15 protein-coding genes are annotated in these 21,435 nt (G+C 54.3%); 8 read left to right on the forward strand and 7 right to left on the reverse strand.

All coding sequences use genetic code 11. The features are described from left to right. Positions 1 to 6 precede the first annotated feature (6 nt). The gene (locus tag H6507_05830; protein ID MCB9368604.1) at positions 7 to 1,473 is read right to left on the reverse strand and encodes an amidophosphoribosyltransferase; all 1,467 of its coding nucleotides are present in this window, start codon (positions 1,471 to 1,473) and stop codon (positions 7 to 9) included. A gap of 176 nt (positions 1,474 to 1,649) precedes the next feature. Between H6507_05830 and H6507_05835 the strand changes: the two genes are divergently transcribed. The 4 genes from H6507_05835 to H6507_05850 all read left to right on the forward strand — a co-directional run bounded on the left by H6507_05835 (position 1,650) and on the right by H6507_05850 (position 7,469). Then, the gene (locus H6507_05835; GenBank protein ID MCB9368605.1) at positions 1,650 to 2,693 is read left to right on the forward strand and encodes an NAD(P)-dependent oxidoreductase; all 1,044 of its coding nucleotides are present in this window, start codon (positions 1,650 to 1,652) and stop codon (positions 2,691 to 2,693) included. A 115-nt stretch (positions 2,694 to 2,808) separates the two neighbouring features. After that, a complete protein-coding gene (locus H6507_05840; protein MCB9368606.1) occupies positions 2,809 to 5,469 on the forward strand; it encodes a T9SS type A sorting domain-containing protein in 2,661 nt (886 codons plus the stop codon). 4 nt (positions 5,470 to 5,473) lie between these two features. Beyond that, a complete protein-coding gene (locus H6507_05845) occupies positions 5,474 to 6,805 on the forward strand; it encodes an MFS transporter (GenBank protein MCB9368607.1) in 1,332 nt (443 codons plus the stop codon). Between the two features lie 34 nt (positions 6,806 to 6,839). Further along, positions 6,840 to 7,469: a hypothetical protein gene (locus H6507_05850; GenBank protein MCB9368608.1), complete on the forward strand. Its 630-nt coding sequence runs from the start codon at positions 6,840 to 6,842 to the stop codon at positions 7,467 to 7,469. 60 nt (positions 7,470 to 7,529) lie between these two features. Here H6507_05850 and H6507_05855 read toward each other — a convergent pair whose 3' ends face one another. Both H6507_05855 and H6507_05860 read right to left on the reverse strand, forming a co-directional pair. Continuing rightward, positions 7,530 to 8,378 (reverse strand): inositol monophosphatase, encoded by an 849-nt coding sequence (locus tag H6507_05855; GenBank protein MCB9368609.1) that lies wholly within the window; start codon positions 8,376 to 8,378, stop codon positions 7,530 to 7,532. A gap of 64 nt (positions 8,379 to 8,442) precedes the next feature. Beyond that, positions 8,443 to 9,219, reverse strand: coding sequence for a hypothetical protein (locus H6507_05860; GenBank protein ID MCB9368610.1), 777 nt, complete (start codon positions 9,217 to 9,219; stop codon positions 8,443 to 8,445). Positions 9,220 to 9,536: 317 nt separating this feature from the next. Here H6507_05860 and H6507_05865 point away from each other — a divergent pair, with 317 nt between their 5' ends. Beyond that, positions 9,537 to 10,955: a chloride channel protein gene (locus H6507_05865; GenBank protein ID MCB9368611.1), complete on the forward strand. Its 1,419-nt coding sequence runs from the start codon at positions 9,537 to 9,539 to the stop codon at positions 10,953 to 10,955. Between the two features lie 45 nt (positions 10,956 to 11,000). On the opposite strand, the gene H6507_05870 is transcribed toward H6507_05865, so the two are convergent. Beyond that, positions 11,001 to 14,117, reverse strand: a complete 3,117-nt coding sequence (locus tag H6507_05870; protein ID MCB9368612.1) for a hypothetical protein — start codon at positions 14,115 to 14,117, stop codon at positions 11,001 to 11,003. 363 nt (positions 14,118 to 14,480) lie between these two features. On the opposite strand from H6507_05870, the gene H6507_05875 reads away from it, so the two are divergent. Beyond that, positions 14,481 to 15,197 (forward strand): hypothetical protein, encoded by a 717-nt coding sequence (locus H6507_05875; GenBank protein ID MCB9368613.1) that lies wholly within the window; start codon positions 14,481 to 14,483, stop codon positions 15,195 to 15,197. Between the two features lie 14 nt (positions 15,198 to 15,211). Beyond that, positions 15,212 to 18,130: a T9SS type A sorting domain-containing protein gene (locus H6507_05880; protein MCB9368614.1), complete on the forward strand. Its 2,919-nt coding sequence runs from the start codon at positions 15,212 to 15,214 to the stop codon at positions 18,128 to 18,130. A 64-nt stretch (positions 18,131 to 18,194) separates the two neighbouring features. On the opposite strand, the gene mutM is transcribed toward H6507_05880, so the two are convergent. Together mutM and H6507_05890 are read right to left on the reverse strand one after the other, a co-directional pair. Then, entirely contained in the window at positions 18,195 to 19,019 is an 825-nt protein-coding gene (gene mutM, locus H6507_05885) for a bifunctional DNA-formamidopyrimidine glycosylase/DNA-(apurinic or apyrimidinic site) lyase (GenBank protein ID MCB9368615.1), read from the reverse strand. Then, positions 19,012 to 20,244, reverse strand: coding sequence for a hypothetical protein (locus H6507_05890; protein MCB9368616.1), 1,233 nt, complete (start codon positions 20,242 to 20,244; stop codon positions 19,012 to 19,014). Before H6507_05890 ends, mutM begins: the two co-directional genes overlap by 8 nt. A gap of 546 nt (positions 20,245 to 20,790) precedes the next feature. Here H6507_05890 and H6507_05895 point away from each other — a divergent pair. After that, complete coding sequence (locus H6507_05895; protein MCB9368617.1) at positions 20,791 to 21,069, forward strand: hypothetical protein; 279 nt, start codon at positions 20,791 to 20,793, stop codon at positions 21,067 to 21,069. Positions 21,070 to 21,202: 133 nt separating this feature from the next. Here H6507_05895 and H6507_05900 read toward each other — a convergent pair whose 3' ends face one another. After that, on the reverse strand, positions 21,203 to 21,424 hold the full coding sequence (locus H6507_05900) for a helix-turn-helix transcriptional regulator (protein MCB9368618.1): 222 nt from the start codon (positions 21,422 to 21,424) through the stop codon (positions 21,203 to 21,205). Between the last annotated feature and the right edge of the window lie 11 nt (positions 21,425 to 21,435).

The following is a 21,435-nucleotide window of genomic DNA, read 5'->3' on the forward strand; positions in this document are numbered from 1 at the left end:
CCACCGTCACTCCATGGTTTTCAGAACTCGTTCGAGTTCCGCGCGCGCCCATTCTTTATCGGGCTCGGTCAGTTCGGCAAGCTGCGCGGGATCTTTCAGCGGCACGGCATAGCGTCCCGAGAAACATGCCGTGCAATAATTCGTCGGCGTGTCACGCGTCGCGGCAAGCATGCCTTCGTGCGACAGATAGCGTAGCGAATTCACTCCAAGATAGCTTTCAATCTCTTCTGGAGTGGCAAAGGCTGCAATTAGTTCCCGTCGCGTGGGGTAGTCCATGCCGTAAAAACACGGCCAGCGAACCGGCGGCGACGCGATGCGAACATGCACCTCCGTCGCACCAGCGGCCTTGATGACTCCGACCAGTTTTTTCAGAGTCGTCCCGCGGACGATCGAATCGTCCACCAAAATCACGCGCCGTCCTTCCAGCACTCCGCGCACCGGATTGTATTTGATCCGGGAGTTGTAGGAGCGCATGAACTGCGAGGGATTGATGAACGTCCTGCCAATATAGTGGTTTCGGATTAAGCCGATTTCAAACTTCAAATTGCTCTGCCGGGCAAATCCGATAGCCGACGTGTTTGAAGAGTCAGGCACGGAAATGACGACGTCGCCTTCAGCGGGCGATTCTTCGGCCAAGATCTTGCCTAACTTGCGGCGTACCTTGTCCACCGACGTGCCGTAGATATGACTGTCGGGCCGGGCAAAGTAGATCAGCTCAAAGACGCACATATTCAGATTTGCTTCGGCATACTGGATGGACTCCATGCCGCGCGAAGAGATGGTTACGATTTCACCGGCGTTTACGTCCCGCTCATACGTCGCGCCGATAATATCAAATGCGCACGTTTCCGACGCAAACACATAACCGTCGCCCATCCGTCCCATTGCCAACGGGCGAAAACCGTGGGGATCGCGAGCGGCAAGAACTTCGTCTTTTGTGATCAGCACGACAGAGAATGCGCCCTCCAAGACACTCACGGCATCGGCCAACCGCTGCGCACTCGTCGTTTTTTTTGAGCGAGCAATCAAATGCACAAACAATTCGGAGTCCGACGTCGTCTGGAAGATCGCCCCTTCGCCCTCAAGTTCCTTTCGCAAGGCCCGTTCGTTGGTAATATTCCCGTTGTGGGCCACCGCCAAGGGACCGTCTTTGGTGATAACCATTAACGGCTGAACGTTAGTCAACGATGAGGAGCCCGTCGTCGAATAGCGGACGTGACCAATTGCCCAGTTTCCGCGCAATTCCTCAAACTTGGACTGGTCGCGAAAGACGTCCGCGAGGAGACCCATGCCTCTGTGAGAATACAGTTTTTGGCCGTCGGAGCTCACGACTCCGGCAGATTCCTGACCCCTGTGTTGGAGCGCATAAAGCCCCAAATAGGTCAGTTCTGCGGCCCGTGGATGGCCGAAAAGGGCCATGACCCCACATTTGTCGCGGGGTTTGTCATCGAAGAAATCTGGGAGATTGGACATAAGACCCGTAATATAACCCCCTTAGACTGCCTTGTCAACTTCTGACCCATGTTTTTTGGCAGGCCTGCCTTCTTGAAAGTCCCGAAAGGGTTTTATATCTTAGAAATCTTGAATTAAGCAGAGACCGCCGGAATGCCCCGGCGGGCACCAATGAGCCAATTTAGAGCGGAGAATTAGTGAAAGTATTGATTACAGGCGGCGCGGGCTTCCTCGGGTTGCACACCGCGCTGTGTTTTGCGGAGCATGGCTGGGACTTGATTCTGACGGATATTGCTCCCTTTGAGACGTCGGAATACCCCGAAGGGTCGGTTTTTCTTGAACACGACGTCCGCGACAAAGCAGGTTTAGACAAGATTTTATCTGAATACAAGGTCGACGTAATCGTTCACGGAGCGGCCGCCTTGCCTCTGTGGAAGCCGAAGGACATATTTGAAATCAACGTGGACGGCACGCGCCGCGTCCTCGAGTCAGCCAAGCAGGCCGGAGTCGACCGCGTAGTGTTTGTTTCTTCGACGGCCGTCTACGGCATTCCCGATCACCACCCCTTGGTCGAAACGGATAAAGTCATGGGCGTCGGCCCCTACGGAGAGAGCAAGATTCAGGCGGAAGCCGTCTGTGTGGAATTCCGCAGCGCGGATTTCTGTGTCCCCGTGATCCGCCCCAAGACGTTTATCGGCACGCACCGTTTAGGTGTGTTCCAGATTCTCTACGATTGGGTCGAGAGCGGCAAGCGCATCCCCATGATCGGCAACGGCAAGAACAAATACCAGCTTTTGGAAGTCGATGACCTCGCCGAAGCGATCTATCTCGGCGCGACCGTCGAGGCCACGCGGGCCAACGACACGTTTAACGTCGGCGCCGAAGAATTTAAGACCGTCCGTGAAGATATGGGCGCGATGTGTCAGTTTGCAGGTAACGGCGCGCGTCCGTGGGGCACTCCCGCGGGCCCGGTCAAGCTGGCTCTAATGACCTTCGAAGCGATGGGTCTATCGCCTCTGTACAAATGGGTCTACGGCACAGCCGATCAAGACAGCTTTGTCTCAATTGACAAGGCCAAACGCGAATTGGGTTGGAAGCCCAAATATTCGAATGCGCAGGCCTTGATTCGCAGCTACCAGTGGTACTTGGACAACAAACACACGATCCCCGAAGGCAGCGGCATCACTCACCGCATCGCATGGAATCAAGGTATTCTGAAGTTCTTCAAGCGGTTTATGTAAGTTGACTTTTCGCCGAGTCGGGTTAAGGTCCGCCGCAATCCGACCGGAATTTGCAGAAGTTCGCCGAGTCGGGTTAAGGTCCGCCGCAACCCGACCGGAACAAAGGGAGGACAGCATGACTCACAAACTTCACGTCACGTTAGCTTTCTGCTGCATATTTTTGCTGCAGACGGTCTCGTATGCCACTCCCTTCTGGACTCAGGAACAAATCGATTCCGCGCGTGCCGAGAATTTTTCGGACGTTATGCCGCAAAACATCGAGACGGGACAACGCGCCCGCCGTCGCGCGTTGGATGACATTGCCTATTTTGTCAAGTACCGCCAGCTTTGTGATTTTCTGGCGAACATGCAGGTGACGACTGCCGGCGCCAATTTCGGCGGCATGCGCGAAGGTGAAGTCGGCGGCGATTACAACATTATTCAGACGGACAACACGCAGGAAGCGATTCGCGTGTGGTCGCAGTACGGCATCTGGACGGGTGACACAGCCCACTATGCGCAGAATATCCGCAATGCGTGGACATACTGCACCGTGTGGCCCGCGTGGCGCGAAGAAGGCGGCGGCTACTACGCGATGCACAACAGCGGCTGGGGTTTTGAAGCAACCGCAAAGTACCGCGAAGCCTACAATGATACGAGCATGAATTGGTATGCCGATTCTTGCGCACTGTGGGTTGCGGCGCATCCTCTTTCCCTGACGGGAACATTGAATATCGCGGCGGAAGGCTTAGGTATCGGCGGCATGTATCCGCACGCCGTCTATCGTGGCCGCACGGATTGGCAAACCCACACGCTTACTCAGGCTCGTCAAATTCGCGACTGGTTCACCGCACAACCGTCCCGTTTGAACACGTCGACCGAGTGGGCGCTGTGCGGCGGCACGGCTATCTGGGGAGTCTGCAATTCACTGTGGATCGCCGATCCCGATAGCGGCGCGATGTGGATCAACCAGTACGGTACGCAGTTGGAAACGTGGGAATCCCCTTCCAATTGGTACAATGCCTACAACACATGGTACTCAAACGCGACGTTTAGATTCTGGGAAATCACGGGCGATTCGCTCTATTGGAATCGCGGCGTATTTTATGCGGACTCGCTGGTCGGTTTTGACGTCGACGATGACGGCGCCATTCCGCCGGGAACTTGCTGCATCAGCAACGGCAACGACCATTCGTGGGTCAGCGCCTACATGGGTTGGATGGGACTGGAGAGAATTATTTCCTCAGGGCCGATAGTTCTTGCCGGACCGCAGGGAGTGGTTGTCCCGGATTCCGCGCACCCGCTCCTTGAAGGCGACACGACTCCTGTACGCGTCAGAGTTGCCAACATGGGCACGGAACCTCTGACGGCTCTCATCGAAGTCTTCGCCGATTTTCAGTATTATGACTCGGCGTACATAGACTTGATGGCCGGTGAAATCGCGGACATGGACATGGACACTCTGTGGAACCTGCCTCCAAAGGACAGTCTCCACGGCGTGCCTTTGGGCATGGAAATTTCCATGCGCTACTGGTCACCCGCTGCGGAAGACACGACCACCGAGTTCATGTTCATCAGCTTTGATCTCCGCCACCAAACGAGCGTATCCGGACTCAACACCGGCGAATACGATCAAACGGGAGTTCCTTGCCATATCGATTTCTATTCGGCGGATTACCCTGATTCGATTTGGACCTCCGTGGACGTGGCGGAGGGACAGCTTTACTCCAACGGCGCGCGACCGCTTATGGAAGGTTTGAACCGTATGGTCATCACCCCTCCGGCGCGCTATTTGGTCAAAGAAGTGAACTTTGTAACCGATCCGAACGAACCCAGCGAAATCGACAACTGGCTTTTCTCATCGGACGTCGTGCTGGTCGACGACGACAGTGGTGAAGACTACGAGTCGTATTTGCTCTCGTCTCTCGATGAAAACAACCTCGACGTTCGCGTGTGGGACAGTCAAAGCTCTGAAGTTGGCGATTTGACTCATGTCCCGTGGATGATCTGGATGACCGGAGATGACGCCGCGTCGACGTTAACGGCAACGGATCAGCAAGCACTGACTGACTATATGTCGGACGGCGGCGGACTGTTATTGACGGGACAGAACATCAGCGACGATCCTGACGCTGCGACGTTCCTGCACGATGTTTTGTACGTGATTCCCGAAGAAGAGGACACCGATAGGCTGCGGGCCTTTGGAATCGGCGACAATCCCGACGTGGACGGTGAATTCTTGCTGCTGCTGGGAACGCAAGGCGCGGGCAATCAATCAAGCCCGTCCTCGATAATTCCGTTGGGCGGTGCAACGGCGATTTTTATCAATGACACCACAACCGAAGGTGTGTGCGGCGTCGCCGGGCAGTACGGTGCTGGCAAGTTTATCTTTCTAAGTTTTGGACTGGAAGCCGCATCAGGACAAGCCGGAAGCACGTCGCGCGCAGTGTTTCTTTCTGTCGCGGAGCAGTGGCTGACGGAACTTACGGACGTCGCGCCCGCGGCTCCCGTCGCGTCGCGCTTTGAGCTCCTCCCAAGTTTCCCCAATCCATTCAACGGCGAAGTTCAGATTCGTTGGTTTGCTCCCAATTCGACGGAGAAAACAAGCATAGAAGTCTATGATGTGTTGGGACGCCGTATTACCACTCTTTTTGATGGCGTAAGCAATCTGGGCGACAACATAGTAACGTGGAACGGCGCGACGTCCAAGGGCGTGAATGTGAGCAGCGGAACTTATCTCGTGCGCTTGACTACTTCAGAGTGGTCAAAGTCGCAAGCCATTCGCTACATTCGTTAAGTCCGTGAGCGGATTTTTCTCGTTCCGCCGCAAGAACCCGGGCCAAGTCTTCGCTTGGGCCACGTATGATTTCGGCAACTCGGCCTTCGCCACGACCATTCTCGCCGTAATTTTCAATAAGTATTACGCGGGTGTTATTGCAGGCGGAGCGGACGGCGTTTCGATTTTAGGCTCCCAAATACCCGGCACGACGGTTTTCAGCTTCTTTGTTTCTGCCAGCATGATTCTGGTGGCCCTGTTTGGGCCGATTCTTTCCGCCCTTTCCGATCTTGGCCAACTAAAGCGCCGTATGTTGCTCCTCCATACCGGACTTGGCGTTTTCGCAACTGCGATGCTTGCCACGCTGGGCCGGGGAGACTGGTTGGTTGGCGGAATGTGGTTTGCGCTTGCACAATTCGGTTTCGCGGGCGGAGCGATTTTTTACAATGCGATGCTGCTTGATATCGCCGAACCGCAAGACTATGCGAAAGTCTCGAGCATCGGTTGGGCATGGGGCTATTTGGGCGGCGGACTACTGCTTGCTCTAAACCTCGTGATGCTGCAATACCCGCAGTTTTTGGGTGCACGACCGGACAGTTTTACGGTTCAGGATTGCTTTCTTAGCGCCGCAATCTGGTGGGCAATTTTTACGATTCCCGTTGCGCTCTCCGTTAAAGGCAAAACGACAACCAACCGGGTCAACATCAGGCAGGCATTTGTCGCTCTGACCGATAGCCTGAAAAGTCTCAATAGACTGCCCAGCTTCGCCCGTTTCTTTTTTGCTTATTTGCTCTACAACGACGGCATCGAAACGGTGATCGTCATGGCCTCGATTTTCGGCGATCAAGAGCTGCATCTGGCAACCGGCGAACTTGTCCTGTTCTTTTTGATGGTCCAAGGCGTCGCCTTTGTCGGTTCCATACTTTTCGGTGTGGTGGCCAATAAATGGAACAACAAAAACGCCGTTCTGTTGGGCATCTCAATTTGGAGTTTGGTCGCGCTGTGGGGTTGGCAGCTTGGCTGGATGGGCAACGCAGTACGAGAATATTGGCTCTTGGGAATCTTGGCCGGATTAGTGATGGGGGGAACACAGGCGGCGTCTCGTTCGTTACAAGCGATATTGATCCCTCCTCAAAAGTCCGCGGAATTCTTCAGTTTTTTTGCAATTTCAGGCAAGTTCGCCAGCGCAGTTGGACCCGCAATCTTTGGATTGGCCGTTTGGATTACAGGAAGTTTGCGCGTCGGCATGCTATCGCTATTGATCTTCTTCGTGCTCGGGGGCTGGTTGCTCTGGGGAGTTTCGGAAGAGCGCGGCCGCCAAGAGGCTCTGGCCTTTCGCGCGGTGCGTGATGAATAACAATTGATGCTTCGACTAAAACACGGGAGAGTACATGCACGTGGTTCGAATATTTTTGGCTTTGCTGCTGACCTTCGGCGCGACCGTTCAGGCACGGGCGGAAGACATGCCCGAACTGGCAACACTGCTCTCTCTTTTTAGTGCAAATGCGATGGAGGGCGGTACGATCCGCGTCAATTGGACTTTGGATCAACAATCTCCTGCCGTCGTGAAATTTCGCGTGTACCGCGGCTATGAGGAGCTCGGAAACTTCTCGGTTTTGTGCGAAATTCCCTTTCACGCCGAAAACGGCGCGGCGGAGTATCTTTACAACGATACCTCCGCTATTCCGGGAGTGACTTACTATTACAAACTCGCCGCACAGGGACAACTCAACGAATCCGTATTTCCGGTCGTGATATCGGCTGGGATTCCCATCGGCGACAGTGACAGCGGGCAAATTACCGAAGCGCCCGCAACGGTGCTTCCCGGCAAGAACGTTCGCCTGTACGTCCGCAAGTCCGGCCACTACAAATTGGAACGAACCGCTCCGGACAAGTCCTTGCTCGTTGAAGGTGACTTGAATGCGGGGGTCTACGAATTCACGGCCGACTCCGGTGCGCAGACTTTGAAGCTGACGGCCGATCCTGCCTATGAGCAGACCATAAGCTGGCCCATTCAATAGGACCAAAATAAGAAAGAGCCACTTCTCGAGTGGCTCTTTTAATGAGGCTGTTGTACTTGCTCAGCGTCGTGCTTGAGAGATTAGTTCGATGATTCGTTTCTGAATCGGCTCCGGAGCTCCGAGGATATTTCCCGATTCGAGGAACTTTTCTTCACCTGCAAAATCGCTGCAGACTCCGCCGGCTTCCCGCACAATGACGACTCCGGCGGCGATATCCCACGGCGACAGCCGGTGTTCCCAGAAGCCGTCGAATAACCCCTGCGCGGTCCAACATAAGTCGAGTGCCGCGGCACCCGCTCTACGGATAGCACGGCAGTTCCGGAAAATCAGCTCAAATTCTTTGAGATAGGGTGACAGTTCTTCGGAATGTCTGCGCGGGAATCCCGTCGCCAGCACCGCGTCCCCGAAATTACTCTTTTGCGAAACCTGAAGCCTATCCGTATTCAGATAACTTCCGCGGTTCTTTGCACCCCAAAACAGCTCGCCTGACACAGGGTTGTAGACCACTCCGCACAGCAGGTCCGGCGGCGCATTTTCGCGTAGTTCGGCCAGCCCTAAACTGACTGCGAACACCGGGAATTTTTGTACGAAATTAGTGGTTCCGTCCAACGGATCAAGATACCACACGAGTCCGTTGCCTTCGCGGGCTGTGCCTTCTTCGCAAACGACTCCCGTTTCGGGCATGTGCTGCAGCAGAAATTCAGAAACGGTTGCTTCAGACTCGACGTCCGCCCGGGTGACGAGGTCTCCTCTGCCCTTTTCGCGGATATCGGTGCTCGAGAGTTCTTGCCAGTAAGTCATAAGCACGCGGCCGGCTAACAAGCAGGCGTCCAGAGCGAGCAACGCGCGCTCATCGGCCTGATTAGCCAATTTGCGCGCGTCGAAAAAATTGCGGTCAGGTGTTGTCACGGTTTGCCGAAATCGGTTGGAAGGAAAAGTTACTCTCCTACGATACGATTTCGCAAGCAGACAATCAAGCCTTCGGAGCGTTGCGCGGAAGTGTAACGGTTACGTTAAGTTTGCCGGTCTCCTTGCTCATCTCGTAAGCGGCGTAATTTTCACCCAACCGGGCAAGGTAGAGCTCAAGCGAATCAGTCTGAAGCGGTTCCTCCTCCGTTTCAAAATACTTCGCTTCGAGTTCGAGCACACCGTTGCCGTTGATGTAGTTCGTGGTCACGTTCAACTCAACCAATCCGCGCGAAAAGTCGTGAGCGGCCAGAGCACGCAGCACGAACTCGTCGATCGCGGCGGCCAAATGTTTGTAGACGCCGTATACCGTGTAAGCGTCGTTGGCCAGATCGAATTTCTTGCGGACTTTGTGTTTGTAAGTCAAGTTCGCGTCAAGGAACTGCAGCTCGTTGCTGACCAGTTCGAACAGCGACATCGGTCCCGGCGTTTCTTGTCCACAACGGTGGAAACGGCGGATAATGACTTGAAGAAGCTCCGTCAAGTGCCGCGCGTTGCGTGACATGATGTCAATATTCGACGTGCTTTTCTGATGCTGTACCTTGAGAGCTTCGGCGGACTGCGATGCCCCTCGTTCGATTTCGGAGATCAAACGTTCCTGTTCTCCCACGCGCATCTCGAGGAGCTGCGTCGCGCCGATGACGCCTGACAATGGCGTCGCCAAGTTGTGAACGATGCCCGGAAGCAGACTGCCCAGGAACTCCAATTCGAGAGCGTCGTAATTCACAGGTGTCTTTTGCGTCGATTCAGCTTGCATTTCCTGAAGAAAGTCTGTAAGTTGCAATAGTAATTCCTAATGTAGTCGGGGCTTTTGGCTTATCAGGACCTTTGATAACCCTCGTGCCGCGATCACGAATTGCAAATTCGATTCCCAAGTTGTACTGAACCACCTCAAAACTAAGAAGCTGCTGCCGGTGTTGACGAGTGCGAACGGATTGTGCCGCAAGTTGCCACAAGCCGGATGCAGAGGGGACTATTCAGACAAGATTCATGCAGAATACGGCAACATCACGTAAAGCCAATATGGAAATTTCGGGAAAGCGCGCAACGCGAAGTTGCCGAAGTCTCCACACATGGTTGTAAAGCATACACGTCAGTAAGTTGAGTCGTTTATTTGAACCACGGCGCGACGTCGTCGCCACGTTTTCGGAACAGACCGCACTCTTCATCTCGCTGGTTCGCTGGACGATACTTGCGCTGATTGTCGGAGTGGTGGTCGGTGCGTCGACGTACGGCTTCGTGACGCTGCTGCAATGGTCGTCGGAACAAACCTCGCAGCATCCGTACTACTATCTCGCCATTCCGTTCGCTTTTTTGCTCTCCGCGGGAGTAGTCAATTGGCTTGCACCGGACGCGGAGGGACACGGCACCGAACGTATTATTGAAGCCGTCCACAAACACAATGGAAGAATTCGACTGCGCATCGTGCCGGTCAAACTCATTGCGACGGTCTTCACGGTGGCAGGCGGCGGCAGCGCCGGCAAAGAAGGTCCGGCCGCACAGATCGGCGGCGCTTTGGCGTCAGGTTTTGCGTCGATCCTCAGACTGAGCGAACGTGATCGCAAGAAGATTGTGGTTTGCGGAATTTCCGCGGGTTTTGCGTCGGTATTTGGAACACCCGTGGCCGGTGCGCTGTTTGGAATCGAAGTTTTGTTTCTGGGTCAGTTGTTGTACGACGTGCTCGTGCCGTCATTTATTGCGGGCCTAACGGCCTATCAAGTTGCTTCATCGCTTGGCTTGACATTTTGGTCGCACGCCGTCGTTGACATACCCCCTCTGGATCACGGCTATGTCCTGCAGTTAGTTCTGACGGGTGTCGTGTTTGGATTGGTCACGGTGATTTTCATTGAATTGGTCAGGACTTTGAAGCGCGCGCTTCCCGTCCTGTGGCCCAACCACTATGCTCGCGCGTTCGTCGGCGGATTGATCGTGGTCGGCATTGCGACGCTCTTCGGCCACGAGGTCACCGGTCTGGGCACAAACTACATCGAGCGCGTATTTGAAGATGAGCCCGTTTCGCCGGTCTTATGGTTGGGCAAGATTCTCGCAACTGCGATGACCCTTGAGTCAGGTGGGTCAGGTGGAATTGTGACGCCCATCTTTTTCGTCGGCGCGACTTTCGGAAGTTTCTGGGCGACGGTTATCGGCGCCAATCCGGTGACTATGGCAGCATTGGGAACGACTTCAGTTTTGTCGGGAGCAGCCAATACTCCGATCGCGGCCTCCATGATGGCCGTCGAGATGTTCGGCCCGAGCATCGGCCCGTATGCCGCCGGATGTGCAATGGTCTCTTTCATCATGACCGGGCATCGAAGTATCTATCCCAGTCAAGTTTTGTCGCAATCCAAGAGCGACTCGCTTGTCGCTCCGCTCAACCAGCCGCTCGCTCCCTCCGTACGTTCGAGATTGAGCACGGAAGGCAAAGAGGAATTCGAAAAAGTCTACTCTTTCCCGGTTCGATTATGGAAACTTCTAAGCAGCGGTATTTGGCAGATGATACCCAAAAACAAGAAACACTAAAAAAGCCGCCCTCAGGCGGCTTTTTTATTTTGCGCAAAACAACTCTTAGTTCGAGAGCACGTCAACTTCATATCGGCCCGCGAGGACCTCAACGGGTCTTCCCCATGTATGAATCCTCGAATCGCGGGTGAAGAGCAATACCTGTCGGTCGCGGGCAAGGTGATCGATCAACTGTTTTGAGATCCCCAAGTGGTGATCGTCCAACTGCGAAAGCACGTCATCCCAGAAAACGGGCGCGAGCTCTGCTTCCGTACTGGCAAACAGCAAACCGGAATTCAAACAGAGTGTGACAAGCTCCGCGATACCGCGTGAAAGAGTACGCAAGGATCGCCGCTGTCCGTCCTCTGTCACAACATCCCACTCGCCATCGCGCCACTCTACTGCCGCAAATCGCTCGCCGATTGCCTCGAACACGACGGAACGCAGAATTGTAAACAAGCGTCCACGGGCATGCTCGCGCTGTTCGGAAAGCTCGGCTTCCAGCGCCTCGCACATGTCTCTTGCGGTTTGAATGCTGCGCTCCACATCTTCAAGTTTGGACTGACGTTCCGCCCGTTCGTTCAGCAACCGCTCCTCCAGCGGCAGCACGTCGACTTGCGACGCGAGTCCATCAAGCTGCAGTTCGTCAATCTCAGCGGACAACTCTTGGATCAAATGTTCGCGCTCGACATTCTGTTTGGCAAGTTGCGTCATCTGATCACGGTACTTCGTGAGTCCCTGCTCGCGCGTACCCACGGACGCAAACAACGGATCTATTTCCTGCAAACGCGACGTAACTTCCTTAAGCTCTTCTTCTATCAGCGTCGTACGCGACGCGAGCTCTTGCGGCGTGTGTTCCGTACTAAGTCTTGACTTCGTTTCCCTCAATTGAGTCTGCAAAGCGTCGCGTTCCTCAATACCGCGCAAAATCGTGTCCGCGCCGTTCTTGGAAAACGCTCCTCCTGCCGTCGCATCCAAAGTCTCAATCTTGCTCAAAATCTCTCTAAGACGAGCGCGTTCCGTTTCAGTTTCAGGAATCCTGGCAAACTCAGAGTCCAAGCGCGCAATTTCCGAAGAAAGTTCTTTGGTGCGCAGGTCCCGTTCACGACGGCGCTCTTCCGCGCGGCTTTCGATGTCGTGAATCAGCTCCCGCAGCCTCTGTGCTTCGTGTTCAAGTTCGGACTTGCGCGACTGCGGGCCGTCTTCTTGGTCAAATGAGCTAAGCTCCACAGTGGCGTCCGTCAGTTCTGCGGTCAAGCTCTTGTATTCGGCAACTCGCCTGCGAATATCTTCGCGTTCAAGTTTGCGCAGCACGGACGGAACCGTGTCGCTTCTCTCTTCTTCGGTGGCAAGCAGCGCGCACGCCGCCTCAAGTTCCTTTTTTCGATCCGCGAGCTTCAAATATTCGCGCCACTTTGTTTGCGCGCTGCCAAGATCAGGCAAACTTGCGAACAGCTCAAGCTCGCGCCGCAACGCTTCCCGCTCTGATAGGGCTGCTTGCTGCAAGTGTTGTAAGGATTCAATCCGTGAAACAACGTCTTGGTAGTTTCCCTCGGGCTTCGGCGTCATCATTTGGCCAATGCCGTAGCCCGCGCCGCCTCCCAACACAGCAGCAAAAAATCCGACGTCCCAACCGAGAAACGCTCCGGTTGGCACGCCCGCGGCACCCGCACCCAAGATACTGAGCACGGCTTTTAACCCGGCGCCTTTCCCCGCATGCTGCAATTCGACGGCCTTGCTGCGCAACGCCGCAAGTTCTGCTTCGCGCGCCGTAACGGACTCACGCGCCAAAAACAGTTTGCTGATACGGGCAGGAGTTTCGGAATCGAGCTTTTCAAATCCCGCGAATTCCTTCGCCAGCCGCTCTCCGATGCGCGCAAGCTCCGCACGTTTGCGCTCAAGCTCCGCCGCTCTCGCCGGACTCATGTCACCGCCGTTCGACGCCTCAAGAAATTTCTCTAGTGCCAGCCATTCGTCCGGTCCCAAGGCCGATAGCTCGCCGAATTTCTCCAAACGCTTCCGTTCCAGCCCTTCCCGTTTCCTCAACAAGTCAATTCGTCTGCGAGACAAATCCGTAATTTCACGCTCGACGTCACCAAGTTTTGACCTAAGATCCTCCGAGGTTGAATCCGATTCACGGTTCCCTTCGAGGTCTCGCAGCTCCGATTGCAGTTTGCTTCGTTGCTCGCCTAAGCTTGCAACCAGTTGTTCCGATTCTTTGAGTCGTGCGGCAACTTGCTCGCGTTCGGCTTGCAGCGCGAGGTAATCGCGGGCCATTTCCGCCGCCGTGTCCGGCAGTCCGCGTGTCATTTCTTGCAATTCTTCGAGCCGTTCCTGCAAATCCGCGAACTGGGTGCGCGTGTTTTCGACGGATGACCATGATGAACGAAGCTCGTTGGCCCAGTTTTCCAAATGCAGGCAGCGTTCCGCCATGTCAATTTTATTGACAAGCTCCTTTTCCTCTGCTGCGGAAATCTCAATCGCCATCTTCGCATCGCCGATCTGCATTTGCAAATCTTCCCGCTTTTCTTCGGCTCGTTTCAAATCCGCGCGTATGCTTCTGCCGTGCTCAATCTGCGCCTCCAAACCTGCGATTTCAGTTCGCAAATCTTCGGGCTTGGGCTGCGCTTCGCCCAGCAAGTACGACTGCAGCCGCGCATCCCAATCCAATTGTTCGCGCTCAAGTGGAACGGTCAGCATATTTTCTGCCCACGCAAGCTGATCCTCGCCCGGCGCATTCCACTCGCCATTGACCACGAAGTGCGGGACCTGAAAATCATCAGACTCAGGCACCTGTAATAGATTGGAGAGCGGCGTAGTCCGCGCGGCTTCTTCTTCTACGATTCGCGGACGATTGATGACTTCGCCGCTGCGCAGATCCAAGCTCCACTCGCGACGCATTGGCCCGACCTGTCCCACGACTGTAATCCCGTGCAATCCGGCAATTCTCAAATCATGAATCAACGACTCATGCTGCCGAGGGAGGGTGGCGGCCAAGATCGCAGAGCACAGCAAGGATTTCCCGCTGCCGTTTCCCCCCGAAACCACATTGATGCCTGTTCCCGACAGCTTCCACGTAACTTGTTCGGCTCCAAGCAGCTTGGGAGCACCAGAAAGCTGTACAAGATGGAGTATGAAAATCGGTGTTTTTTCAGAACGATTGGGAAAAGTATCTGTGGGCACGACGGATACGAAGGTTGTGGATAAGATCTACTAACTATAACAGCCAATATACGCTGAAGCCTCCGTAAAGACAAGTAATCTAAGCATCTCCAGACCTTTGCCTGACCATCGCTCTCGTGATTTATTACTCAAGGGCAGTTGTTTTTTAGCAACTTGAAATAGACCAAAAAACTGGGCCGCGTTCGCGCCTCTCTCTAACAACTTTGTCGTAATTTCTTCCGCTCCTGTAGTGTGTCTCCCGAAAAATCCGTAACATTGTGTGGGCTCCCGATTTCTGTAACCTAAGTGACCCATATGCGACTTGCCCTCTTTCTCCTTGTCAACATTTTTGCAATTTGGAGTCAGGCTCACGCATTTGACTACGTGAGACTGCGCAACGGACGACTAATCGAAGGTGCGGTCATCCGGCAGGACACATCCGCCGTTTTCGTAGTTCCATGGGAGCAGCGAAGCCTTCGGCAACCGGACGTTCAAGTTTTTGCCCACTCGGAAGTAGAGTCCATTTGGCTCGGCCAAAAACCTGCCCGCGTAGCCGTCCGTAAGTACATCCCGCGCACCGGTATGTTTGAAGTTGGCGGCGGACTCGACATGCAAACATGGGCATCGTCGCTGCATGAACGCCGATACTTGCTGCAGTTTTCCGGACTCGTCGGTACGTCGATCACGAACTACTTGGCCACCGAACTGGTCGGCAATATCTCGGCTCCCTTCGCCAGCGCAGCCGACTCAAGCTACGACTCGTTGAATTTTGCCTATCAACTTGCTTTGCATGTCTTGGCAAATGTAGATATCAACCGGGCCTTCATTCCGTTCGCATTCGTTGGAGCCGGAGTGGGTCGCGACGTGCCAAAAGCGGGAGTAATAGAATCGGTAACCTATGACGACCGCAGTTTGCTCGAAATAGGCGCCGGACTCAAAATGGGCATTAATGGCATAGGCGTGCGCGTTGAACTCAAGCACGCATACTACCACTGGAACAAAAAACAACTGGTCGGCACCTTCAACGGTGAAGACTTGTATACAGAAAGACAGTCTGAGGACGCAACCAGTCTGCGCGTCTTTCTCTTCACGTACTTCTGATATTGGAGATAGTCATGGACCCGCGAAAATTATTTACATCAACTCTCCTTCTGCTGCTTGCGAATTTCGCCTTCGCATCGCAAGAATATTCGATCAGCAAGTTGGTCACCGGCTTGCATGAGGGCCCCGCACTGAAATCCGGAGATTTTTCCGGCTGGACTTGCATGCGCGCTCGAGATTTCGACGGCTACGCCCTCTACATTGGGAGTCCGGTTGATTTTTCAGCGGCTCTATCGGACGAATCGCTCGTGCAGTCCGTTGCGGCTTCCTTTGGAATTTCGTCGCAACTCGAACAGATAAAGTCGAATACGACGCCCACTCGCCGCTACTTGATCAATCGAGAGATGCGCGACCACCTCCCTGTTATTGGCGGACGGTTCGACGTGGCGCTAAACACCAAACACCAAGTTGCGCGAGTTTCCTACACGACTTTTCAGGACTGGCAGACAACCGGAAGTTTTTCGCTGACTCAATATGTCGCGGCAACCTATCTTGCTCCGGTGCTTGAACCTGCGAACTGGCAAGTTGACGATGAAGAGACGTTCGCTTGTTGGTATCCCGACGCGGATGCCCGGGTCTTGCGCGCCGCGTATTGGATCAGAGTTGCCGGACCGCGACCGCACCAACGTCACTTCGGGATCGTGGATGCGTCAACGGGTGAAATCCTGCTCGAATGGCCGGGCATTGCGCATGACGTGATCGACTTGAACGTGAAAGCGCCGTTTTGGCAACCCTATGACCACAGCGAAACGGAGTATGCTCCCTGCTCGTATCAGCGAGTGACCGTGAATGGTTCAGCAATTTCGACGGACGTGAACGGCAATTTGTCGCGCGAAGCCGCGACGCTGGCAAACGTCACGGCGCGTCTCGAGGGACAATATGTCGAAGTCGGCGAGCGCGACGAAGGGAATACACCCGACCACCTCGAACAATTTGCTGCGCCCTTCAACGGCGACACCCTCGCTTGGACGACCGAAGACGCCACCCGTCCCGCTCTGAATCTCTACTACCATACGAATTTCGTTCACGATTGGTACAAAGTACTTGATCCGCCGTACAACTCGCTTGACTATCCCGTTCCCGCTGTAGCCAACTACGGCGGCAACTACGACAATGCGTTCTGGAACGGATTCGGCACCTACTATGGCGGCGGCATGAATTACGGCAATTTCGGTATGTACTCGGACGTTATCTACCATGAGTACACGCACGGCGTCACCGACGGTATATATCCCGTTGGACTGTTGCCCTATGTCGATCAACCAGGGGCGATGAACGAAGCGTGGTCGGACTACTTCGCGTGCACTATTAACGGTGATCCGTTGATGGGCGAATGGTTGACGGGAAATGCCCGCAGCAACTTCCGCGATCTCGAGAGCATGATGGTTTATCCGCTCAATTGGGTCGGCGAAGTGCACGGCGACAGTCCATTCATTTCTGCGCCGCTGTGGACGATTCGCGAAGAACTTGGCGCCGGATACTCCGACTCGCTCGGTCACTTTGCGCGCTATGCCTTGACTGAGTTGTTTTATGATTACTTCGTCGCCGTACTTGAAACTGATGACATTGACGGGGATTTGAGCAACGGCACTCCTAACGACTTTGTGATTTATGACGCCTTCGGAGTGCACGGAATTGGCCCCGGCGCGCGCCCGCATTTCGTCGTGCAAAACGTCGTCTTTGACGACAATCTTACCGGAAACAACAACGGATTCGCCGAGCCCGGCGAGACGGTCATGCTGACGTTTACACTCTTTAACGACGTCACTCTTTACCCTCCCGCTGCCACCAACGTCACATTAACCGCCACCGCCGCAGACAGCACGTTAAACATCGGCAGTGCGTCGTTCTCGCTCGGCACACTCGCGCCGCGTGACTCCATCTCAGTCGGTCCGATCGAAATCAATATCGACTGGGAAGCGCAGGATCACTGGGGTGTTCTTAACCTGAGCATCGCCGCGGACCAGATCGAAGAACCTTATGAATATCCGTTTGAATTCAGCGTCGGTATTCCCAAAGTTCAGGTCGTCACTCGGTCGCTCACATCAAACGTGGACGCTTTTGTAACGTCAACCTTGCGTTCGATGGACAAAGTCTTTGAGCACAAGCGTCTGTCAAGCGGCCAGCAACTCGATCTGAGCATGCTTCCCGATACCGGCACGGTGCTTTGGCTCTCCGGCAACGGCACGACGTCCGGGATGACGGCCAATGACCGCGCACAGTTAACGGACTTTCTTAGCGGCGGCGGCAAACTTGTAATGTCCGGCAAGCACATCCTTCGCGGGCTCGAAAGCACCACGTTTGCAAGCGACGTCTTGAATGCGAATGTGGGAGGCGTTTCGCAGCTCCGTATGGCGACCACACTTGCTCTGCCGTTTGTCGCGGGAGACAGATATTTGCTGACCGGCGCAGGCGGTGCGGCAAACCAAGACAGCATGACGATTCTTTCGGCCGTGAACGGCGCGCTGCCGGTGCTTCGCTATGGACTGGCGGGTGAAAATGTCTCGGGAGTCGTGAATGCCGCAGGCAACGCTCTCGTGTTTGGCTTCGGTATTGAAGCGGTTTCAGACAATTCACCGGTACAAAATCAATCGCGCGCGTTGTTTTTGACACGCATACTCGAATGGGCCGGTTTTGCTGTTTCTGCTGTTGACAACGAAGGCCCAGCTTGGAAACCGGACGACTTGGCTCTGACCGCCGCATATCCCAACCCCTTCAACAGCACAGTGCGATTGGATTATCAACTTGGCAATCAAGGTGACGCCCGACTGTTGATTTACGACGTGTTGGGCCGAGAGGTGCATCGCGCCGCTCTTGCACCCAACAGCAACACGTATTTTTGGAATCCGTCTTTGGCATCAGGCGTTTATTTCGCCGTTGTAAAGTCGGACTCGCGTGTCACACGGCCGCAGAAACTCATGCTGCTTCGCTAAACGGCGAATCTTGCAACAATGAAAACGGGACGCTCTTGCGTCCCGTTTTATTTTGCGCCTGTTCTTACCGCTTCTTTTGACACTTTGGGCAGAAAAAAGTGGAGCGTTGTGCCTGCACAATTCGCGCGATCGTTCCGCCGCAGCGCAGACATTTCTCTCCCTCTCTGTCGTACACTCGGAACTCCTTTTGATACGAGCCGTATTTGCCGTCTGGACTCATGAAATCACGCAACGTGCTCCCACCCTTCTCCAAAGCCCGTTCGAGAACTTGTGGCACCGCTTGACACAATCGTTCACACTGCGCAAGCGAGAGCAACTTAGCACTCTTGCGCGGATCAACTCCCGCAACCCAGCACGTTTCGCTTGCATAAATATTGCCGATTCCCGCCCAAATGGACTGGTCAAGCAGAACGACTTTTATCCCCTGCGAACGCGTGCGCAGAATTTCTTTGAGTTCAGCCGCCGACGCGTTTGTCGTCAAAGGCTCCCAACCCAAAGCGCGAAGTTCGGGAGCTTCATCTACGGAATTGTAAAAGCGAATCGTTCCCAGAGTTCGCACGTCTCTAAAATAGAGCGATAGAGATTTGTCGTCCAGCGAAAACGCCGCGCGGACATAGTCTGGCAGCACTTTTGTCGTCGGAGCCACATACAGTCTTCCGGTCATGCGTAAATGAAATAGAAGCACACCCCTGTCTAACTCAAGAACGATGTATTTCCCGCGCCGTTCGACGGCAATCACTCTACGGTTCTTAACGAAACGCGCAAGCTCTTTTGCCGTCGTGTCTCCAAGCTGGCGGGGAATCGTGGCGGTCACGCCGCAAAGCACTCGCCCGGTGATATTCGGGCGCAGCTCGCGCACGGCGGTTTCAACTTCGGGCAATTCAGGCATCAGGGTTGCTCTTGAGAAAATCGCCGACCAAATAGAACGATCCACATACTACACCTTGAACTGAATCCGGCAGCGACAACAATTCACGATATGCAGCCTCCCGCTCCACACATTTCGCGTTCAAGCCGAGATCATCGGCAATCGACTTTAAAGCGGCGGCCGCGAGAGTTCTCGGCGTCGGCGCTTCCGTCAGCCACAATTCATCTGTGACACCAATCAAGTGCCGCAGAGATTCTCTCGCATCCTTGTCTTTCATCATAGCGACGAGCACGATACGTTTCTCGAAACCGGAATCATCGCGTAAGTACTTCGCGAGTTCGGCAAACGACGCCGGATTGTGACATACGTCAATCAAGATATTGGGACGTGTCGCAAGTTTTTGCTGGCGTCCGCGCAAAGTCATTTTACGAAGTGCCGCTTTAATATCGTCATCCGACAAAGCCGTGTCCAGAGATTTCACGACAGCCAGCGCAACACTCAGATTGCTTCTTTGAAACTCGCCGCTCAAGGGAAGAACAAAACTCCGGTCGGTTTCGAAATCCCTCCCTTCAATCGACAGCAACGATTTCGTTCGTTGACACGCATTTTCAATTTGAGCAAGAGCGTCGCTCTCTTGCGCAACTGTATAGCAAGTCGCCCCGTCCTTTACGATGCCGCTTTTATCCCGCGCGATTTCTCTGAGAGTTTTGCCTAAGATTGCGGTATGGTCAAAATCGATCTTGGTCAATACTGCCGTCGTCTTTTGCAGGACATTCGTCGCGTCAAAACTTCCTCCCAGACCGGTCTCCACAACATGCGCGTCGGTACATAGCCTCCGTGCGCACCACAAATAGAAGACGAACACGGTCTCGAAATATGTCAGCTTAATTGCACTCTGATTCAGTCGCTGGCGAATGAACTCGATCCCCTCGCACCAAATCTCGTCCGGCAAGTCGTGTCCGTCAAGCTGTACGCGTTCCTTCGGCGTCACCAAATGCGGACTGGTAAAAGTCAAGACTCTCGAACGTACGGAAAGCATCGCCTGACACATCGCCGCGATGGATCCTTTCCCGACCGTTCCGGCGATGTGAATACACTTTGGAAGTTCGAGCGGAAGTTTAAGTTCACGCGCGGCATCGTAAACCGGAGCAAGTTTCGGCATGTCACGGCTGCCGCCGAGCGGGAAGTCGACTTCATAGTTGATTAACGAGTCGAGGTATTCTAAAACCTCTTTGAAACTATTCAAGGAATGTGGAGTTGAAGAAGTGAGAGGGTAGACTGTTCTGTGATAAGATACACAGAAGCAAAAAGACGCGCAAGGAGCGCGTCTTAGGTCAGAAACAAACGGTGCGGTTTCGCGTTGCGCACGGGCAACTTGCACTCCTCTGTGCAGGGTGCATGAAATGAACCAAAGAGAGGCTTAAGGAGTTGTCCGCGGTTTCTTCGCCCCGGCGACGAAGCCAGACTCGCTCGAATGGGCCATCCATCCCTTTAGGTTATGCCATAACAAGCTCAAGAAATTTTGATGATGGGAGCTTGTTGAATTCTCAGGGCTTTTGCAATCCGGACAGACACAATACGGCACATGATTTTGGTCTGTCCATTGATCGAATTCGGGTTGGGGCTTCATGATTGGTGACTCGTTGACAATTTCTTTACTTATGTTCCTGCACCCTTGCAATCACATACGGGGAGCAGTATATTTAGTACAGTTAGTTTGTGAAAGTGCGGACAGCACGGGGTCCGCTATACATGGCTTTAAGCGAAATGTTGAATAAGTAAGGAGCAGCCGATGTCCACATTTGAAGAGACTATGGAAAACAGCCGGATCTTTCTGACGTACAGTTTGGCTATGACGATGCTCGGAAAGTCCGCGCAGATTTTGGCTGAGCGCGGTGCCGATCCCAAAGCGATGAGCTTCGTCACAACGGGAATCGAACTTCTGGCCAAGCAGCTTCGCGATTATGCCGACGGCAAGGATCTCGAAGAAGGTGCTGAGAAAGAACTGGACAGCCTGTGCAAGATGCTGGATATCCAGCGGGCAAACGGTGGAGCAGCTCCCTCCGCCTAACGGGTAACATTTTGGAACATGAAAGCCGGTGACACGATGTGCACCGGCTTTTTGTTTCTCTTTAGTTCCGCCGAGCGGGGATTAAGCGCGAAGCGCGGTTCCCCGCCGGAATCTGAGATACTTGCCGGCGGTCCTAATCTTTTCTCATCTTGCGCAATTTGCGCTCCAACAGCAGCAGCACTTTTTGTGCGACCTTGTTGGGAGTGGTGCGGCCGTTTTCCCAGCGGTTCACAGTGGCGAACGTCACGCCGATTTCGTGCGCGAAGTTCTCCTGGGTCATATTCAGGTCTTCGCGCAGTTGCTTGATACGGGCTCCGTCGAAGTCGTCCGGGTGCGGGCGGGTGGAGCGGATCATGTTACGGGCAA

Source organism: Calditrichota bacterium, assembly GCA_020637445.1.
In the GTDB taxonomy this organism is placed as follows: domain Bacteria; phylum Electryoneota; class RPQS01; order RPQS01; family RPQS01; genus JABWCQ01.

Coding starts and splice junctions, on each gene's coding strand:
- H6507_05830 (MCB9368604.1), bottom strand. CDS start 1,473: ATGTCCAATCTCCCAGATTTCTTCGATGACAAACCCCGCGACAAATGT.
- H6507_05840 (MCB9368606.1), top strand. CDS start 2,809: ATGACTCACAAACTTCACGTCACGTTAGCTTTCTGCTGCATATTTTTG.
- H6507_05850 (MCB9368608.1), top strand. CDS start 6,840: ATGCACGTGGTTCGAATATTTTTGGCTTTGCTGCTGACCTTCGGCGCG.
- H6507_05880 (MCB9368614.1), top strand. CDS start 15,212: ATGGACCCGCGAAAATTATTTACATCAACTCTCCTTCTGCTGCTTGCG.
- mutM (MCB9368615.1), bottom strand. CDS start 19,019: ATGCCTGAATTGCCCGAAGTTGAAACCGCCGTGCGCGAGCTGCGCCCG.
- H6507_05895 (MCB9368617.1), top strand. CDS start 20,791: ATGTCCACATTTGAAGAGACTATGGAAAACAGCCGGATCTTTCTGACG.
- H6507_05900 (MCB9368618.1), bottom strand. CDS start 21,424: ATGATCCGCTCCACCCGCCCGCACCCGGACGACTTCGACGGAGCCCGT.